Origin of the sequence: Gluconobacter sp. P1D12_c (assembly GCF_018812105.1) — a bacterium.
GTDB classification, from domain to species: Bacteria; Pseudomonadota; Alphaproteobacteria; order Acetobacterales; family Acetobacteraceae; genus Gluconobacter; species Gluconobacter oxydans_A.
In genome coordinates this window covers 109,599-125,931 of record NZ_JACSIQ010000004.1, presented here as the reverse complement: position 1 = coordinate 125,931, position 16,333 = coordinate 109,599, and the positions used below count along the sequence as shown (strand labels likewise).

Below are 16,333 nucleotides of genomic sequence, written 5' to 3'. Positions count from 1 at the left end.
CACTCAGGGAACGGCGATAGGGAGCGGAATACGGTTGACCGTCGCTACGCCGCCCTGAAGGGCAATATCCCATGTGGTGGTGTCGCCGCTCTGGCGTCCCATCAGGCGGGCAATGGTAAGGGCGGTGACCACTTTGGTCGGGGCTGTCTGGCGAATGGCCTCGATCAACTGTGCAACATTGGTGATGCTGACATGGGTGTCTGCGGTCGATGTTGCGGCTGACGAGCCGATCTGAATGGTTCCTGTGCCATCAACAGTGCTGCTTCCGGAAATGGCGTGCAGGGCGTTGATCGTGATCTGCTGTGAGGAGCCGGAGAGGCCGCTTACGGACAGATCGGCGGACAGGGACGACGGAATGAGTGGCTGTTTCGAGTCGTGAATGCCTGTTCCATTGACCTTGATGCGGAGCTCAGGGCTGGTCTGGACTGCGTTGATCGTCGCGTGCTGGATGGTCATTGTGTGACCAGGGCGGGACAGTTTTACGCTGCTCCATGAGGCTTCTGGCGTTCCTTCATGGATGTTGTGGACTGTAATGGTGGCATCCTGCCCCTGACAGGCCGGGCTGATACCGCCACGAAAAGCGCTCAGTGCTGCATAAGCTGCCGTTGCATTGAACTGTTCCAGTTTGGCTTCCGTGACTGCGCCTTTGGGGTCTTTCAGGGTGATAGGCCCGATATCGAGGCCGATGCCGGTTCCTGTCAGGGTGGCGTGCAGGCCTGATGCTGAAAAGCCGTGCGCGGCAGCCTGATGGCCGTTCAGGGAATAGGTGAAGCAGGACGCAGGAATGTTCGGAAGCGTGTCTGCGAGAGCAGATGACGCGAAGGAAGGCAGAGCCGTTGCTAATGCTGTTACGAGAAGGGTTTTAAAAGACATCATGCCCTCAATGCTGTGGTGTCTGATCTCTCAGACAGAAAGACTGTTAAGACTCTCTTAGGATTATGGAGAGACAATGGTTCCCCATAATCCTTCCTTGCGGGTGAGTGTGCATGTCTTCGTCCATTTCCGCCATGCCAGCGGTGCCGCAATACCTGTCCATCGTGAAAGACGAACAGGCCTCCGTGAATCGGTGGGAAAAGACCAGCTCATCTTCGCAGCAGGCACTGACGGCGTTCAAAGCTGAGGCTTCTTCCATCACGACGCCTGATCAGCTTCTGAAGAACTACAAGGCGCTGAAAGTCGTTCTTGGCGCCTATAACATGTCTTCCAATATTGATCAGACGGCCGTCCTTAAGCAGCTCATGACGCAGGACCCTACGTCTTCCAAGTCGTTGGCACAGAGAAGCGGGAATGCATCCTGGAAAGCGTTTGCGACCGCGTTTTCAGACTGGTCGACGTCTCCCCTCTCGTCAGAAGACACTTTGTCTAAAATCGCCCAGAATTACCTGACGAACGGGTATGAAAGCAGCGTTCAGGACGAGACGCCGGGCCTTGGGGACGCTCTTTATTTTACCCGAACCGTCACGTCAGACATGAAGCTTTCCAGCATCATGGCAGATCCGAAACTGTTGAAGGTGGCGGAAAAAGTGTGTGGGTTCGATACAACCCAGTTTGGCGCACTGGATTACGACCAGCAGGTTCGACTGCTGGGGAACAAGCTGGATCTTTCACGTCTCAGCACGTCCCAAGGTGTGCAGCGGTTTGCTGAACAATATCTGGCGCTTCTGCAAATCAGCCCTGAAGCATCTACGACGCCTGCCAGTATGCTCACACTTTACGGAAGTGGAGGGACATCGGACGGTATTCTGTCCCTTTTTACAGGAAGCAGTAGCAGTTCCTCGTCATCGCTGTATTCCGCACTTCTCTGATCCGGTTGCGTGACATCCTGAGACGAGGCCTGTATCGCGGCTAGGGAAACGTGGCAGCGAAAAGGATCTTTTCATGGCGGGACTGGACCCTGAAGACTGGAGCGGCATTCGTGCCATGGGTCATCAGATGCTGGATGCTCTGTTTGACCGCATGGAACATGTCGGGGAAGGCCCGGTCTGGCGCCCTATGCCGCAGGCAGCCAAGGATGAGCTGAGAACCGGCTTTCCTGCCGAAGGCACCTCTCTGGAAGAGCTGCATGAGCGTTTCACTGAGCTCGTTGTTCCCTATGGCAATGGAAATACTCATCCGGGTTTCATGGGCTGGGTGCATGGCGCTGGAACACCCGTCGGGATGCTGGCAGAAATGCTGGCGGCCGGTATGAACGCCAATTGTGGTGGCCGCAGCCATGCCGCAAATGAAGTCGAGCGTGAAGTTATTCGCTGGGCTCTCTCCATGGTTGGAATGCCGGAAGATGGGTCGGGCTGTCTGGTGACGGGCTCATCCATGGCCAACTTCATCAGCATCATTACGGCCAGTCGGGCGCGTGATCCGTCATTGCGACGGCATGGTGTTGGGCAGAGCAGAATGGTTGGATATGCCGCGACAACAGCCCACGGGTGTCTGCCTCGTGCCTTTGATCTTGCTGGTTTCGGAAGCGAGGCTTTGCGCCGTGTTCCGGTGACGGATGATCATCGGATGGATCTTGCGGCCCTGCGCCAGATGATCACCGAAGACCGACAGAGCGGGTTGGTGCCCTTCATGGTAGCCGGAACGGCCGGAACGGTGGATTGCGGTGCTATCGATGATCTTCAGGGGATCGAGGCTATCGCACGGGAGAACAGCCTCTGGTTTCATGTAGATGCAGCTTTTGGGGCGCTGGCCTGTTTGTCGTCACGTTTGAAGGCGCAGCTTTCCGGCATTGAAAAGGCTGATAGTCTGGCATTCGATTTTCATAAATGGGCACAAGTTCCCTACGACGCGGGCTGCGTTCTGGTGAGGAATCGTGAACTTCATGCGGCGGCGTTTGCTCAGTCGCTCGACTATCTGACGCGTGAAGCCAGAGGACTTGCGAGTGGCGCGCCCTGGTTCTGTGATTTCGGGCCAGATCTTTCCCGCGGGTTCCGGGCGCTCAAAGTCTGGATGACGCTGGGCCATTATGGCTCACAGCGTATGGGGCAGATGGTTGAAGAATGTTGTGACGTTGCACAGCATCTTGCGCGCCGCGTGCAGGCTACGCCCGGGCTCGTTCTGCTCGCGCCAGTAACGCTGAATATTGTCTGCTTCGGAATAGATGGCCTGTCAGATCAAGGTGTTTCCGAGCTGGTGCAGGATTTGCATGAAAGCGGTGTGGCGGCCCCATCTACAACGCGGATTAACGGTCGGTTGGCGGTGAGGGCGGCGATCGTTAATCACCGCACCACGACCGTCGATACCGACCGGATGCTGAATGCCGTTATCGCACTCGCCGCTGACCGGCGGGGGTAAACAGCTCACTCAACTGTGCCATCATGGTGCCGCCGAGGTCTTCGGCGGAACTGATGGTTACGCTGTGTCGATAGTAACGCGTGACGTCATGGCCGATACCAATAGCCAGAAGTTCCGTGTTCCGATCGCTTTCGATCCGCTTGATGACCTCACGCAGATGGTTTTCAAGATAGTTGTGCGGGTTGGCGGAGAACGTACTGTCATCCACAGGCGCACCATCTGAAATCACCATGAGAATATGACGGTGTTCCGGACGCCGTTTGAGGCGCTTCCAAGCCCAGAGCAGCGATTCGCCATCAATGTTCTCTTTGAGGAGACCATCACGCAGCATGAGGCCAAGGTTTTTCCGGGCCCGGCGCCAGGGCGTATCTGCATCTTTGTAGATGATGTGACGCAGGTCATTTAGGCGTCCTGGCTCGGGTGGGCGCCCATTTTTCACCCATTGCTCCCGGCTCTGACCACCTTTCCATTGACGCGTCGTGAAGCCCAGAACTTCGACTTTCACGCCGCAGCGCTCCAACGTGCGGGCGAGAATGTCGCCGCATATTGCAGCAGTTCCAATTGGGCGGCCACGCATTGAGCCTGAATTGTCGATCAGGAGTGTGACGACCGTGTCGCGGAACTCCATTTCGCACTCATACTTGTACGAGAGCGGCATTGTTGGGTTCGTGACGACGCGGGAGAGGCGCCCGGCATCGATGATGCCCTCTTCCTGCTCGAACTCCCAGCGGCGTTGTTGCTGAGCCATGAGCCGCCGTTGCAGACGATGCGCAAGACGGGAAATCAGGCCCTGAAGTTGAACAAGCTGCTGGTCGAGCTGTTGGCGTAGCCGGTCTAGTTCGTCCGGGTCACAGAGGTCAGCAGCCCCGACTTCTTCATCGAACCTTGTGGTGTAAGCTTTGTAGGTCGAGCCGCTGCCGATGGCCGTGCCTTCGCCTGACTGGTCAGACGGGCCAGCAGCTTCTTCCGATCCTGTCTCAGGGGAATCGAGCGCGTCGGAAGACGTCTCTGTTTCGCCTGTTATTCCGCTTTCACCGCTTTCTGGCTGATAACCATCTTCCTCATCAGGGTCATCGCCAGCAGGTGTCTGCTGATCTTCCTGCGGGATGGCGGCTTCGTCTTCGGAAGGCTGTTCGTTTTCAGATAAATCGTCTGACGGGGCCTGCTGTTCGATTTCCTCTGGAAGTTCTGTGAGCTGGCAGGCTCCGAGCAGGTGCGTGATCGCGCGCGCGAAGGCTTTCTGGTCAGATTGCGTGTCAGCCATTTCCGCCAATGCGTTTTTGGCTGACGGAGAGAGGGACGCGCGCCAGGCTTCCAGCGCCGGGCCGGCCTGCGAAGGGGCATGCTCCCCCGACATGGCCTCTCGAGCTAGCAGGCTCAGAGCCATGGCGGCAGGCATTTCGTCCTTGGTCGCCATGCGGTTACATCCCGCTTCGGCGCACTGCTGGATGACACGCTGGTCAAGATTGGCACGAACGCCAGCCATATGGCGGGAGCCGTAAACTTCACAGCGCGCCTGTTCGAGGACGTTGAACGCCTCCTGCGCTTGTGGCTCTGGAAACTGCGCATTCAGGCCACTCTTGTGGTAGCGCAGTTTCAGCGCCGCAGCATCGGCCGCACCGCGAATTTTCTGAATTTCGCGGTCGTGCATGCTGCGGGACAGGTAAGGCAGTTGCACGGCATCAGGCGCCGGCGGAGCGGGCAGCCTGTTGCCAACAACCGCACCCTGAAAATCCACGCTCTGTTCAGGCGTGCCGCCCATGGCGCGAAGGGTTGCGATTGTGGCGCGGCGGAAACCTTCCTGACGGTTTTCGTCAGGAGGGGAGTTCTTGGGCGCGGACAAGGTTTTTTTACTCCACCGGGGAGGTGTTGAAACAGCGCTGATAGTATTCCGCAACAATACCGCGCTCGGCTTCGTCACACTTGTTCAGGAACGTGAGGCGGAACGCGAATGCGACATCGTTGAAAATGTTGAAGTTCTCAGCCCAGGCAATGACAGTTCGTGGGGACATGACTGTGGAGATGTCTCCGGCCATAAAGCCCGAGCGTGTCAGGTTGGCTAGAGCGACCATACGCTCGACCATCTTCGTCTCGTCTTTGTCTTCCGCGCCGATTTTCAGCTTGGAGGTGACAATCGCAACTTCCTGTTCAAGCGGCAGGTAGTTGAGGGTCGCGACGATGTTCCAGCGATCCATCTGGCCCTGATTGATCTGCTGCGTGCCGTGATACAGGCCTGTCGTGTCACCAAGGCCAACGGTATTTGCTGTCGCAAAGAGGCGGAAGGCCGGGTTGGGACGAATCACGCGGTTTTGGTCAAGAAGGGTAAGGTGACCCTCTGCTTCGAGAACGCGCTGGATCACGAACATCACATCCGGACGGCCTGCGTCATATTCATCGAAAATCAGCGCACAGGGATGTTGCAGGCACCAAGGCAGCAAACCTTCACGGAATTCTGTTACCTGCTTGCCGTCGCGCAGCACGATGGCGTCCTTGCCGATGAGATCAATACGGGACACGTGGCTGTCGAGGTTGATACGGACGCAGGGCCAGTTCAGGCGCGCAGCGATCTGCTCAATGTGGGAAGATTTACCCGTCCCGTGGAAGCCCTGAACCATCACGCGACGGTTATAGGCAAAACCCGCAAGAATGGCGCGCGTCGTGTCTTCATCGAACTTGTAGGATGGATCGATGTCAGGAACGTGCTCTGTCCGGACTGAATAGGCCGGGATTTGAAGATCGGTCTTGATGCCAAAGACTTCACGCGAAGACACCGTGAGGTCGGGCGCACCAAGAACACTGGTTGGGACCGCAGAATTTTCGGCGGTGGTGACGGTTTCCGGGGCGTCGATCGTCGCGAAATCACTCATGAGACTGGCGGACTTTCATTGAATTCAGGAATGTTCTGAAAAGATGGGCCTTTAGGCGCTATTCTTCCAGAGAGAAAATCAGGAAACGAACTCTGTCTCACGACTGAAATGCGTTTTCAGCACGGCGTATGCGGATCCAATGGCCTTGAAACGCTCTTCAGCCTGCTTGTCGCCAATGTTCGCATCAGGGTGGTGACGCCGGGCAAGGGCACGATATCGGCTTTTGACTTCATCGAGTGAGACCGGCCAGGTCAGGTCCAGCGTTGCGAGGGGAAGCCGAAGCGTTTCAGGGGGGCCACTGGCAGCAGCGCGCTGACGGGCACTATCCTTGGCACGCTGGGCGCGGTCGCGGCGGCTGGCACCGAGAATATCCAGCGGGTCCAGAACATCTTCTTCGTTGAATTCAGCTTTCTGTGCCGCACCAGTTCCAAGTTTCCACGAAGGGCGCTGCCAGGACGTGTCAGCTCTGAGCTGGGCTTCGATCTGGGCCGGTGTCATGCCGCGATAGAAGTCCCAGCGCGCGTTATAGTCACGAACGTGTTGAAGGCAGAACCAGAAGTAGGACCGCAGGGCATCGCGCCCACGGGGAGCACGGTAGCCGGCAGGCTCCGCACAGCCTGGATGATCGCAGGTCTGGTCTGGTGCCTCTGGATCGGGATCAAAAGCCCGATGTCTGGTAGATTTACGCTGCATGGTGTCTGATATGGGCAATGTGAGCCGTTTGATGCAAGCGGACAAACCAAGTCGGATTTAATTGACCATGACGCAGCCCCTCACCAGACGGGACCGAATTGCTGAAATTCTTCACCGGGAACTGGCGCCGAGCGTTCTTGAAATTCAAGATGATAGTGCCCGGCATGCCCATCATGCTGGAGCAAAAGCTCTGGGGAGTACGGGAGAAACGCATTTCAATGTGGCGATCACCAGCGCGAAATTTGACGGACTAAACCGGATTGCCCGGCACCGTCTTGTGAACGGATTGCTCGCCGGGGAGTTTGAAACAGGACTACATGCCCTGTCTCTTGTTCTGCACGGAGAAACCACTCCATGAAGCGTGCCCTTCTGGCTCTTCTGTTTCTGTCTGGCTGCGCCACGAATGGGTACGGGCACCTTCCTGCAGACCAGCAGGCGGATGTACACCGAATTGAAACCTACATGAACGGCGTGACCGGGATGCAGGCGTCGTTCAATCAGACTGGCCCCGATAATGGGGTGAGCGCTGGACGATTCGTCTATATGCCCGGTCATCTGCGACTGGATTACGTGACGCCGCATACGATGGAACTTGTTGCCGGGGATGGTCATCTGGTTCTGGATGATATGGATAGTGGGGCGGTGACCCATCTATCCTTGAAGCGAAACCCCTTGGGGCTCCTTCTTCATTACCCGATTCGGTTTGACCGTGGGATCCAGGTGACTGACGTGCGGCGCGGGCAGGGATCGCTTCAGGTTTCAGTTGCTGAGGCGGATAACCCTTCCCAAGGGCTGTTGACGCTCCAGTTCTCCGACACGGCTGGAAAACTGCTGCTCATTGGTCTGCAGGGTGTGGATGCCCGGCAGAATCATTTCAGCGTATCTCTTGGGAATGTAGTGGAGGGGGTAACAGTAACCCCTACCGTCTTTACTCCTCCCGGGGGATAGAGCCGAAATGCGCTGGCCAAGATGCGGCCAGCGCACGATCCAGATCTTCTATGGAAAGAGCCGGGTTGAAGCGCCTGAGGCTGGTGACACCAAATTCCCGGATTCCGCAGGGGACGATGCCATCAAAGTCGTCCAGGGCTGGGTCAAGATTGATCGAGACGCCGTGCCAGCTGACCCAGCGGCTGACCCGGATGCCAAGCGCTGCGATCTTGGCTTCCTCGCCTGTGAGAGGATCAAAAGTCCAGACGCCGATACGTCCTTCTCTTGTGAATGCCGTTACGCCGAGGCGTCTGAGAGTTTCAATGATCCAGGTTTCCAGCCCTTTGACAAAGGCACGAAGATCCCTGGGAGGTATTGTACCATTGGGCTGGCTGAGATTCAGAAGAACATAAGCCAGTCTCTGTCCCGGGCCGTGATACGTCCACTGGCCGCCTCGGCCCGCTTCGTACGTCGGGTAGTGATGTGGGTTATAAAGATCCTCCTGCTTCGCAGACGTTCCGGCCGTAAAGACGGGGGGGTGCTCTACGAGCCAGACGACGGGATCAGCTGTTCCTTCGTAAATCTGGCGCGAGCGGATGGCCATGAAGTCCAGAGCATCAGGGTAGGGTGTTAGCCCGGCAGATTTTTTCCACAAAATTTCTTCACAAATATCGTTTCTGGTCATTGCTCTCGTTTCAGGCATCAGCTATATCGCCCCTCACCGGACGGTCTTGCACTACACAAGACGGTTTGTCACGGGGCGGCCGTGGCGGAATGGTAGACGCGCAAGCTTGAGGTGCTTGTGGGGGCAACCCCGTGGAAGTTCGAGTCTTCTCGGCCGCACCATCACTCTTCGGAGATGATGGAAAAAATCTCGAAAAAATCACAATTACAAAAAACACCCTGAATGCCGATTTTAAGGCATCCAGTGTGGTGTTTTATTCTGTGCCATTTTATTGCCAGACTGTTCGTCCACCGTTATGCCTGACTATGTTTTCATTTGAATGCTGTTAGCTTTGTGCTCGGTAATCAAATGATATCTTGGCTGATGTGTGAGGTTTCGTGATCAAGCCCTTAAAGAAAGCAGTTCTTCCCGTTGCTGGATTAGGAACGCGCTTCCTTCCGGCCACCAAGGCTATGCCGAAGGAAATGCTTCCTGTCGTCGACAAGCCTCTGATTCAGTATGCTATCGACGAAGCTCGTGAAGCTGGCATCGAAGAATTCTGTCTTGTCACAGGGCGCGGCAAAGACAGCCTGATCGATTATTTCGATATTGCTTATGAGCTTGAGGCAACGCTGAGGGAGCGTGGCAAAAAAAGTGCGCTTGAAGCACTCCAGCCAAGCAGCGTGCAGGCAGGATCTCTTGTTGCTGTGCGTCAGCAAGAGCCGCTAGGCCTTGGTCATGCAATCTGGTGTGCGCGCTCCTTTATTGGAGACGACCCATTTGCGATCCTGCTTCCGGACGACATCGTAAAAAGTGGCCGTAGCTGCGTTGCTCAGTTGGTAGACGCCTACAACCAGACTGGTGGCAATGTTGTCGCGGTGACGGAAGTGCCCCGTGAGCACACAAATCGTTATGGCATCCTTGATGTCGGCGCAGATGACGGCAAGCTTGTTGAGGTCAAGGGATTGGTTGAAAAGCCTAACCCTGAGGATGCTCCCTCAAACCTGTCTATTATCGGGCGCTATGTGCTGACGGCTGATGTGATGAAGCATCTCGCCAAGCTGGAGCGCGGTGCCGGTAATGAGGTGCAACTTACGGACGCTATGGCCAAGATGATCGGGCATGTTCCGTTCCACGGGCTGCGTTACGAAGGCACGCGTTACGATTGCGGTGACAAGGCTGGCTTCCTGGAAGCGCAGATTGCTTTCTCCATTGATCGTCCTGACCTTGGCGATGCGGTTAAAGCCTTCCTCAAGAAATATGTCGACGTCGTCTGACATCTTGGGAAACAGCATTATCTGCTCATGATGTTGGGGCCGATTTAAATAAGTGCGGAAGGGTGTTGTCGTTTTAATTACGGCAACACCCTTCCGCTCTCTATTTTAAGACTCAACGCGAATGCGCCTTAATGTTTTTGTGAAAACGCTGGGCAGTGATGCAAATCTCATGGCATGAAGAGTGTCATGTCCATGCCATTCCAGTCTTTTCTAGAGCCGGGTCAGATTGTGCAGCATCCTGATTTTCCTGAATGGGGATGGGGGCAGGTGCAATCTGCGATTGGTGAGCGTGTTACGGTCAATTTTCAGAACGAGGGAAAAGTTCTGATTGATGCGTCACGTGTGGAGCTGAAACTGGTTCAAGGCTGATTCCGGCCTTTGGCTCATTCTCTATTCTCGAAGCTTGGCCGCGGTGCTCTGGACGTTCTCCTTCCTCCAGTGTGTGGAGCGTGCGGAGCCGACGTCATGACGAACGGCGCGTTCTGTTCTGACTGCTTTGCTGAAGCAAAGAGAATTATTTTTCCCTGCTGTGAAAAATGTGGCGTTTCTCTGCCTGGTGAGGCTTTTGGAGGGCCGCAGAAAACCTGTGTATCCTGTCAGTTGCGCCCCCCGGCCTGGCGATCTGCCCGTGCTGCCTTTGAATATGATGATTGGTCACGGCGCCTTATTCTGCCCATGAAATATGCCGACCGGACTGAGAACGCACATATTCTTGTGCAGGAAATGTCTCGGGCAGGTTCTGTCTTGCTGGATCAGGCGACCCTTTTAATCCCCGTACCGATGCACCGAACCAAATTGTGGCGGCGGCGATACAATCAGGCGGCTCTATTGGCGCATGGTTTGTCTCGGAGAAGGGGCATTAAGTTGCTTGCGGACGGACTTATGAGGCAGCAGGCAACCAGACCTCTGGCACGCTTGTCCGCCAGTGAACGTCAAACGGAGATTGCTGGTACAATTATTGTGCGCGCCGAACGAGAAAAACAAATTGAAGGGCAGGCCGTCCTTCTGGTGGATGACGTGCTGACGACCGGTGCTACTGCTTCTGTTTGCACTGGTGCTCTTTTGAAGGCCGGGGCATTGTCAGTGGATATTCTTGTTGCAGCGCGAACCTGCAAAGGCGATGAACAGGACGTTCCGTATCCCGAGGAGTAAGAACTTTATGTCAGAAATTGAAATCTTTACCCAACCGGGATGCCCTTACTGTGTTCACGCTGTCGATCTTCTAAGATCAAAAGGTGTGGCATTTAAGGAGATCAACGCGCCACACGGAACCAGAGAGCGTGAAGAATCCATGAGTCGTTCGGGTCGTAGAACAGTGCCTCAGGTATTTGTGAATGGGCAATCTCTGGGGGGCTGTGACGATATTATGGCCTTGGATCGAGCCGGACAGCTTGATTCTCTGCTTGGCGGTGCCTGAATGCGCTGGGGACGGCTTTTCGCTGGCGCATTACTCTGCCTGACTCCCTTTATGGGATATGCCGAGGCGCCGGCAGTCTCTCAGGCCGCGACCACGCCGTCAGAGCTGGGCCTTTGGTTATCTGCGGGTAAAGACGGTGTTTTCTCGATCGAACACTGCGGCAATGCCCTGTGCGGCAAGCTCGTCGGAATGGATTATGACGGGGAGATGCCCAAGGACGTTTGGGGCCGGGCAGAATGCCATCTTTGGATTTTGACAGATTTTGTCGCAGCAGAAGACCAGAAATGGCGGGGACACATCCTTGATCCTCGGAGCGGACGTATCTATCAGGCGTACATCTGGCTCTCTGAGCCAAATGTTCTAAAGCTGCGTGGCTTTGTTCTTGGAATGCCTCTGCTGGGTCAGACCGAGACCTGGACGCGATATACCGGGGGCTCGTTCGGGCCACAGTGTAAGATGCCTCCGCAGCCTCACTGAGAAACTACAATGGCAGACCATATCTCTCTGATATGGTTTGCTAGGAACATGCAGGCCAATCTCAGGTCTCTGCTTCTGCCGAACTGAAAGGACCGTGGAACCACTATGTCCCACACTGTTTCCCGCCGCGATTTTGCGCTCGGGCTGGCTGCTGGTGCGGTTGGCGCCAGCGTGGCAGGCACGTCTTATGCCGCTGACGAACCAAAAATTGTCCCTGTTCCTCCGCCGTTGCCCAAGCTGGTTTCCAAAACAGTATGTTTTGTCGGGGGGTACACCAAGCATGCCCCTGCAGGTGGTGCTGGAAATGGGCAGGGTATTGCCGTGTTCGAGATGGATCGGGATTCAGGCGTTCTGACGCCAATCACGACCTACACGGACATTGCCAGTCCTTCGTTCATCACGCTCTCCGCAGATAACCATTTTCTGTATGCGCTGAGTGAGATCGACGACTACAACAAGGCCGGAGACGGATCTGTCACGGCTTTTGCCGTCGATCAGAAGACGGGTTCCCTGCGCAAGCTGAACAGTGTCAGCTCTGGTGGTGCTGTGCCAGCGCATCTGAGTGTTCATCATTCAGGCCGTTATGTTCTGGTCGCGAACTATGTGGGTGGCTGTGTTGCAGTCCTGCCAATCCGAAGCGATGGATCGCTGGGTGAAGCAACCGATGTGGTTCACAATACGGGGCCGCGTCAGCCAGAGCGCGCAACGGATAATCCGCAAGGTAATTTTGCCGTTTCTGACCATTCCGGGTCTCATCCACACATGATTCGTTCCGATCCGAGCGGTCGCTTCGTGATCGCGGATGATGCGGGTCTGGATCGAGTTTATGTCTGGACGCTGAACCTGGCGACTGGGAAGCTTATTTCGGCGAAAACACCGTATTACGATATGGAGCCGGGGTCGGCACCGCGTCACTTTGAGTTCAACCACTCGGGGCGCATTATGTACAATCTGTGTGAGCAGAACTCGAAGATTGTCGTGTCCAGCTTTGATCCTCTGACGGGTGCTATTACAAACATTCAAACTGTCAGCACGGTCACGCCGCACTTTCGAGGCTCGACACTGGCGGCGGAAATCCTGATCTCCGCCAGTGGGAAGTATGTTTATGCATCTAACCGCTTGGGCGATTCTCTTGCGGTGTTCGCTATTGCTGCGGATGGGACGCTATCTCTGCAGGACGAAGTCTGGATGCACGCTGATTACGGCCGTGCCATGATGTTTGATCCGTCCGGAACGTTCCTGTTCTGCGCTAACCAGCGCTCGGATGCGGTGACGTCCTTCAAGGTGGACAAGAACACCGGGCAGCTTGCGTTCACCGAGAATTTCACGCCAGTTGGTAGTCCGACGACGTTTGCGTTCATGAATACGCAGGTCTGACCTTTAGTAGAAAAGGCGCTCATCGGAGCGCCTTTTTTATTTTAGCCCTTCGTGAACATGGCGATGTAGTTCACGCCGGTGTCGCGGGTCGTGCGCCAGCGCGGGGGTAGGTAGCTCATGCCAGCAATATCGGTCATGCGCAGACCTGCGTTCCGGGCCATGGCGGCCAGTTCTTCCGGCTTGATAAATTTTTTCCAGTCATGTGTGCCGACGGGTAGCATCCGCAGAAGGTATTCCGCGCCCAGCTTTGCCATCGCGAACGAACGCGGTGTGCGGCTCATTGTAGAGACGGCAATCATGCCACCCGGGCGGGTCAGGGTTGCAAGCATGTGTAGGAAGTCTTGCGGATCGTTGACGTGCTCGATGACTTCCAGGGCTGACACGACGTCGAATTCTGCGCCTTCCTCGACCAGATCTTCCGCGCTCCCATTGCGATAAATCAGAGGTGCGGCACTCGGTGATAGTGGGTAGGTAGCCTGATGGGCGCGGGCGGCTTCGATCCCGTCCGGGCTTGCATCAAGGCCGAGTGTCTCGAACCCCAGCTTTGCAAAAGCTTCACTGGCGAGGCCTGCGCCACAGCCAATATCGAGCAGGGAAAGGCGTTTTCCTTCGGGCGGCTTGAGAGAGGTCGTTCGGGAGGCGACCCAGTCCGTCCGCAGGGGGTTCATGGCGTGCAAAGGGGCCATCGGACCACGCGGATTCCACCAGTCCTTGGCCAGCGCACTGAAATGAGCGATTTCGGAATCGGAAACGGAAGAGCGATGTGAGGTGCTTCCGGAAACGGTTTCTGAGGCCATCAGAACTGTCCTTCTGTGTGCCCGCATGATGCCGTCGGCTGGACGCGGCGTGGCGAGACGAGTATGTGGACCGGCAGAGTCTGTTCAGAAGACCGGCCGGCAAATCTGTTTTGTGCCGTATCCGATGCCAGACCCGAGCGCGCAACGCCAGACACGTACTGGAGCCTTATCCGCGATGTCCATGTCCGATACTCCCGTTCACGACCAGATTTCGGGTCGTGCCGATACTCTTTCCACGTCTGTGGATAGCGGGAAACGGAAAACGATCGTCATGAAATTCGGCGGAACATCCGTCGGAAATATTGAACGCATCCGGATCGTTGCGCAGAGGGTCAAGGCCGAGCATGCACTTGGGCGTCGGGTGGCTGTCGTTGTGTCTGCCATGGCCGGTGTGACCAATCAGATGGTTGGATACTGTTCCGAACTCGATCCGCTGGCGGACCCGAAGGAATATGATGCCGTTGTAGCGTCGGGTGAGCAGGTTACGAGTGGTCTTGTGGCCATTGCGCTACAGGCACTGGGCGTTCCGGCACGCTCTTTTCAGGGGTGGCAGATCCCGCTTGTAACGGATGATGCGCACGGAAAAGCATCCATTGATGGCGTTGACGGCACTGAATTGCTGAAATGCCTTGATAATGGGATTGTGCCGGTTATTGCCGGTTTTCAGGGTGTGGGGCCGGATAACCGGATTGCCACACTGGGGCGTGGCGGATCGGACACATCTGCTGTAGCGATTGCCGCCGCGATCCATGCGGATCAATGCGACATCTATACGGATGTTGATGGAATTTATACGACGGACCCGCGTATCGTGAAGCGTGCGCGGAAGCTGGATCGCATCACTTATGAAGAGATGCTTGAACTCGCTTCCGTGGGCGCCAAGGTACTTCAGACCCGCAGTGTCGGGCTGGCGATGCGTGAAGGAGTCCGTGTACGTGTGCTGTCGTCATTCTCCGAGACGGATGATGACAGTGGGTCGATTGTGGTGGATGAGGACGAGATCGTGGAGAAGGAACTGGTTGCGGGCATTGCCAGCTCGCATGATGAAGCAAAGCTCTCCGTCCGGCGCATTCCGGACCGTCCAGGTATTGCCGCGGCCATCTTCGGACCTCTGGCTGAAGCAAATATCAACGTGGACATGATCGTGCAGAGCACGGGTATTGACCGCATGACGAACATGACTTTCACGGTCGGTAAAAGCGATGAGGCTGCGGCTCGTGCCGTTCTGGAAAAAGCTCACGGCATTATCCAGTATGGCGAGCTTGAGACGTCCCACAATGTGGTAAAGATCAGCGTTGTGGGTGTGGGTATGCGCTCGAATGCCGGGCTTGCCGCGACCATGTTCGGGACGCTGGCAGAGCGTGGGATCAACGTGCAGGTGATTTCCACCAGCGAAATCAAGATCTCCGTCCTGATTGATTCGGAATACAAAGAGCTTGCGATGCGTGCACTGCACACCGCGTACGGGCTGGACAAGAAAGAGGAACCCTCTACGTGAGTGCAATGACGGACGCCCGCGAGACCCTGAACCGCCTCTGGAAGCCGGGATGTGACTTCTTGGGCAGCGAAGTCGCCATTCTTGGTGGTGCGATGTCCTGGGTGAGCGAGCGCAATCTTGTCTCCGCCATATCCAATGCTGGCGGTTTTGGCGTGATTGCCTGCGGTGCCATGACGCCCGAGCGTCTTGAGGAAGAAATTGTTGCCACACAGGCTCTGACGAAGCGTCCGTTTGGTGTGAACCTCATCACCATGCATCCTGAGCTAGAGCGTCTGGTGGATGTGTGTGTTGCGCACAACGTGTCGCATGTCGTCCTGGCTGGTGGCGTTCCGACGAGCGCCATCATCAAGCGTGTTCGTGATGGTGGAGCGCGTGCGATTGGTTTTGCTCCTGCGCTGGCTCTGGGCAAGCGTCTGGTGAAGCTGGGTATTGAAGCTCTCATTATTGAGGGTTCGGAAGCTGGTGGTCACGTCGGACCAGTGTCCCTGACGGTTCTGGCGCAGGAAATCCTGCCGCACATCAAGGATGTTCCTGTCTTTGTTGCTGGTGGTCTGGGCCGTGGTGATGCCATCGTGTCCTACCTCGAGCAGGGCGCTTCCGGTGCACAGCTTGGAACGATCTTTGCTGCGTCTGAAGAGAGCATTGCACACGAGAACTTTAAAAAAGCTTTCGTGCGTGCCAATGCCCGCGATGCGGTAACATCTGTGCAGCTTGATGAGCAGTTTCCTGTCATTCCGGTGCGTGGGCTTGCCAATGCTGGAAGCCGCGGCTTCCTGAAGCATCAGGCAGAGACGATCCGTACATTCCAGAACGGGGGTGTCAGCAAGGAAGATGCTCAGCTCTCCATCGAGCATTTCTGGGCTGGTGCGCTTCGTCGTGCCGTAATCGAGGGTGACGTCGAGAACGGGTCTGTCATGGCTGGCCAGTCTGTTGGTATGGTCAAGGAAGTCCGTCCGGTTTCCGAAATCATTGCCACACTCGTTGAGCAGGCTGTCGAAGCCATTGCGAAGCGGGAAGATCGCGTTCACGCTTCTGCCTGATCAGGTTT

At 56.1% G+C, this 16,333-nt stretch carries 18 protein-coding genes, 1 tRNA gene and 1 pseudogene; 14 read left to right on the top strand and 6 right to left on the bottom strand.

Annotated features, from left to right (window positions below):
• Positions 1 to 3 precede the first annotated feature (3 nt).
• A complete protein-coding gene (locus KP705_RS06015) occupies positions 4 to 876 on the bottom strand; it encodes a hypothetical protein (protein WP_046901454.1) in 873 nt (290 codons plus the stop codon).
• Between the two features lie 110 nt (positions 877 to 986).
• On the opposite strand from KP705_RS06015, the gene KP705_RS06010 reads away from it, so the two are divergent.
• The gene (locus tag KP705_RS06010) at positions 987 to 1,805 is read left to right on the top strand and encodes a DUF1217 domain-containing protein (RefSeq protein ID WP_046901455.1); all 819 of its coding nucleotides are present in this window, start codon (positions 987 to 989) and stop codon (positions 1,803 to 1,805) included.
• A 73-nt stretch (positions 1,806 to 1,878) separates the two neighbouring features.
• A complete protein-coding gene (locus tag KP705_RS06005) occupies positions 1,879 to 3,291 on the top strand; it encodes a pyridoxal-dependent decarboxylase (RefSeq protein WP_215764180.1) in 1,413 nt (470 codons plus the stop codon).
• Here KP705_RS06005 and KP705_RS06000 read toward each other — a convergent pair.
• From KP705_RS06000 to KP705_RS05990, 3 genes are all read right to left on the bottom strand, one after another.
• The gene (locus KP705_RS06000; protein ID WP_215764179.1) at positions 3,260 to 5,134 is read right to left on the bottom strand and encodes a cobaltochelatase CobT-related protein; all 1,875 of its coding nucleotides are present in this window, start codon (positions 5,132 to 5,134) and stop codon (positions 3,260 to 3,262) included. The two genes, KP705_RS06005 and KP705_RS06000, sit on opposite strands and share 32 nt — an antisense overlap.
• A gap of 7 nt (positions 5,135 to 5,141) precedes the next feature.
• Positions 5,142 to 6,158, bottom strand: coding sequence for a cobaltochelatase subunit CobS (gene cobS / locus KP705_RS05995; RefSeq protein WP_046901458.1), 1,017 nt, complete (start codon positions 6,156 to 6,158; stop codon positions 5,142 to 5,144).
• Between the two features lie 78 nt (positions 6,159 to 6,236).
• Positions 6,237 to 6,851: a DnaJ domain-containing protein gene (locus KP705_RS05990; protein WP_215764178.1), complete on the bottom strand. Its 615-nt coding sequence runs from the start codon at positions 6,849 to 6,851 to the stop codon at positions 6,237 to 6,239.
• Between the two features lie 67 nt (positions 6,852 to 6,918).
• Here KP705_RS05990 and KP705_RS05985 point away from each other — a divergent pair, with 67 nt between their 5' ends.
• Together KP705_RS05985 and KP705_RS05980 are read left to right on the top strand one after the other, a co-directional pair.
• On the top strand, positions 6,919 to 7,209 hold the full coding sequence (locus tag KP705_RS05985; RefSeq protein ID WP_099212308.1) for a BolA family transcriptional regulator: 291 nt from the start codon (positions 6,919 to 6,921) through the stop codon (positions 7,207 to 7,209).
• A complete protein-coding gene (locus KP705_RS05980) occupies positions 7,206 to 7,799 on the top strand; it encodes an outer membrane lipoprotein carrier protein LolA (protein WP_046901461.1) in 594 nt (197 codons plus the stop codon). Before KP705_RS05985 ends, KP705_RS05980 begins: the two co-directional genes overlap by 4 nt.
• Here KP705_RS05980 and lipB read toward each other — a convergent pair.
• Positions 7,780 to 8,481 carry a lipoyl(octanoyl) transferase LipB gene (lipB, locus tag KP705_RS05975; RefSeq protein ID WP_200898351.1) on the bottom strand — a complete coding sequence of 234 codons (702 nt, stop codon included), beginning with the start codon at positions 8,479 to 8,481 and terminating at the stop codon, positions 7,780 to 7,782. The genes KP705_RS05980 and lipB overlap by 20 nt on opposite strands.
• Positions 8,482 to 8,538: 57 nt before the next feature.
• Here lipB and KP705_RS05970 point away from each other — a divergent pair.
• From KP705_RS05970 to KP705_RS05940, 8 genes and pseudogenes are all read left to right on the top strand, one after another.
• A tRNA-Leu gene (locus tag KP705_RS05970) sits at positions 8,539 to 8,624 on the top strand.
• Between the two features lie 216 nt (positions 8,625 to 8,840).
• Positions 8,841 to 9,719: a UTP--glucose-1-phosphate uridylyltransferase GalU gene (gene galU / locus KP705_RS05965; RefSeq protein ID WP_046901463.1), complete on the top strand. Its 879-nt coding sequence runs from the start codon at positions 8,841 to 8,843 to the stop codon at positions 9,717 to 9,719.
• A gap of 186 nt (positions 9,720 to 9,905) precedes the next feature.
• Complete coding sequence (locus KP705_RS05960; protein WP_080951491.1) at positions 9,906 to 10,088, top strand: DUF3553 domain-containing protein; 183 nt, start codon at positions 9,906 to 9,908, stop codon at positions 10,086 to 10,088.
• Positions 10,089 to 10,097: 9 nt separating this feature from the next.
• Positions 10,098 to 10,307 (top strand): annotated as a pseudogene (locus KP705_RS21100) (double zinc ribbon domain-containing protein); the annotation flags it as partial.
• Between the two features lie 87 nt (positions 10,308 to 10,394).
• The gene (locus KP705_RS21095) at positions 10,395 to 10,871 is read left to right on the top strand and encodes a phosphoribosyltransferase family protein (protein ID WP_308267193.1); all 477 of its coding nucleotides are present in this window, start codon (positions 10,395 to 10,397) and stop codon (positions 10,869 to 10,871) included.
• A 7-nt stretch (positions 10,872 to 10,878) separates the two neighbouring features.
• Positions 10,879 to 11,136: a glutaredoxin 3 gene (gene grxC / locus KP705_RS05950; protein WP_046901466.1), complete on the top strand. Its 258-nt coding sequence runs from the start codon at positions 10,879 to 10,881 to the stop codon at positions 11,134 to 11,136.
• A complete protein-coding gene (locus KP705_RS05945) occupies positions 11,137 to 11,613 on the top strand; it encodes a DUF2147 domain-containing protein (RefSeq protein ID WP_046901467.1) in 477 nt (158 codons plus the stop codon). It abuts the gene before it with no gap.
• A 105-nt stretch (positions 11,614 to 11,718) separates the two neighbouring features.
• Positions 11,719 to 12,990 (top strand): lactonase family protein, encoded by a 1,272-nt coding sequence (locus KP705_RS05940; protein WP_046901468.1) that lies wholly within the window; start codon positions 11,719 to 11,721, stop codon positions 12,988 to 12,990.
• Between the two features lie 41 nt (positions 12,991 to 13,031).
• Here KP705_RS05940 and ubiG read toward each other — a convergent pair whose 3' ends face one another.
• On the bottom strand, positions 13,032 to 13,787 hold the full coding sequence (gene ubiG / locus KP705_RS05935; protein WP_046901469.1) for a bifunctional 2-polyprenyl-6-hydroxyphenol methylase/3-demethylubiquinol 3-O-methyltransferase UbiG: 756 nt from the start codon (positions 13,785 to 13,787) through the stop codon (positions 13,032 to 13,034).
• A 175-nt stretch (positions 13,788 to 13,962) separates the two neighbouring features.
• On the opposite strand from ubiG, the gene KP705_RS05930 reads away from it, so the two are divergent.
• Together KP705_RS05930 and KP705_RS05925 are read left to right on the top strand one after the other, a co-directional pair.
• Entirely contained in the window at positions 13,963 to 15,285 is a 1,323-nt protein-coding gene (locus KP705_RS05930; RefSeq protein WP_046901470.1) for an aspartate kinase, read from the top strand.
• Positions 15,286 to 15,290: 5 nt separating this feature from the next.
• Positions 15,291 to 16,325, top strand: coding sequence for a nitronate monooxygenase family protein (locus KP705_RS05925; RefSeq protein ID WP_046901471.1), 1,035 nt, complete (start codon positions 15,291 to 15,293; stop codon positions 16,323 to 16,325).
• The last annotated feature ends 8 nt before the right edge of the window (positions 16,326 to 16,333 follow it).

Bases quoted from the DNA above. Each gene is read 5' to 3' on its own strand.
- cobS (WP_046901458.1), bottom strand. From the start codon at position 6,158: ATGAGTGATTTCGCGACGATCGACGCCCCGGAAACCGTCACCACCGCC.
- KP705_RS05990 (WP_215764178.1), bottom strand. From the start codon at position 6,851: ATGCAGCGTAAATCTACCAGACATCGGGCTTTTGATCCCGATCCAGAG.
- KP705_RS05980 (WP_046901461.1), top strand. From the start codon at position 7,206: ATGAAGCGTGCCCTTCTGGCTCTTCTGTTTCTGTCTGGCTGCGCCACG.
- grxC (WP_046901466.1), top strand. From the start codon at position 10,879: ATGTCAGAAATTGAAATCTTTACCCAACCGGGATGCCCTTACTGTGTT.
- KP705_RS05925 (WP_046901471.1), top strand. From the start codon at position 15,291: ATGACGGACGCCCGCGAGACCCTGAACCGCCTCTGGAAGCCGGGATGT.
- KP705_RS21095 (WP_308267193.1), top strand. From the start codon at position 10,395: ATGAAATATGCCGACCGGACTGAGAACGCACATATTCTTGTGCAGGAA.
- KP705_RS06005 (WP_215764180.1), top strand. From the start codon at position 1,879: ATGGCGGGACTGGACCCTGAAGACTGGAGCGGCATTCGTGCCATGGGT.
- KP705_RS05960 (WP_080951491.1), top strand. From the start codon at position 9,906: ATGTCCATGCCATTCCAGTCTTTTCTAGAGCCGGGTCAGATTGTGCAG.
- KP705_RS06010 (WP_046901455.1), top strand. From the start codon at position 987: ATGTCTTCGTCCATTTCCGCCATGCCAGCGGTGCCGCAATACCTGTCC.
- KP705_RS05930 (WP_046901470.1), top strand. From the start codon at position 13,963: ATGTCCATGTCCGATACTCCCGTTCACGACCAGATTTCGGGTCGTGCC.
- KP705_RS06015 (WP_046901454.1), bottom strand. From the start codon at position 876: ATGATGTCTTTTAAAACCCTTCTCGTAACAGCATTAGCAACGGCTCTG.
- ubiG (WP_046901469.1), bottom strand. From the start codon at position 13,787: ATGGCCTCAGAAACCGTTTCCGGAAGCACCTCACATCGCTCTTCCGTT.
- KP705_RS05985 (WP_099212308.1), top strand. From the start codon at position 6,919: ATGACGCAGCCCCTCACCAGACGGGACCGAATTGCTGAAATTCTTCAC.
- KP705_RS05945 (WP_046901467.1), top strand. From the start codon at position 11,137: ATGCGCTGGGGACGGCTTTTCGCTGGCGCATTACTCTGCCTGACTCCC.
- lipB (WP_200898351.1), bottom strand. From the start codon at position 8,481: ATGCCTGAAACGAGAGCAATGACCAGAAACGATATTTGTGAAGAAATT.
- KP705_RS05940 (WP_046901468.1), top strand. From the start codon at position 11,719: ATGTCCCACACTGTTTCCCGCCGCGATTTTGCGCTCGGGCTGGCTGCT.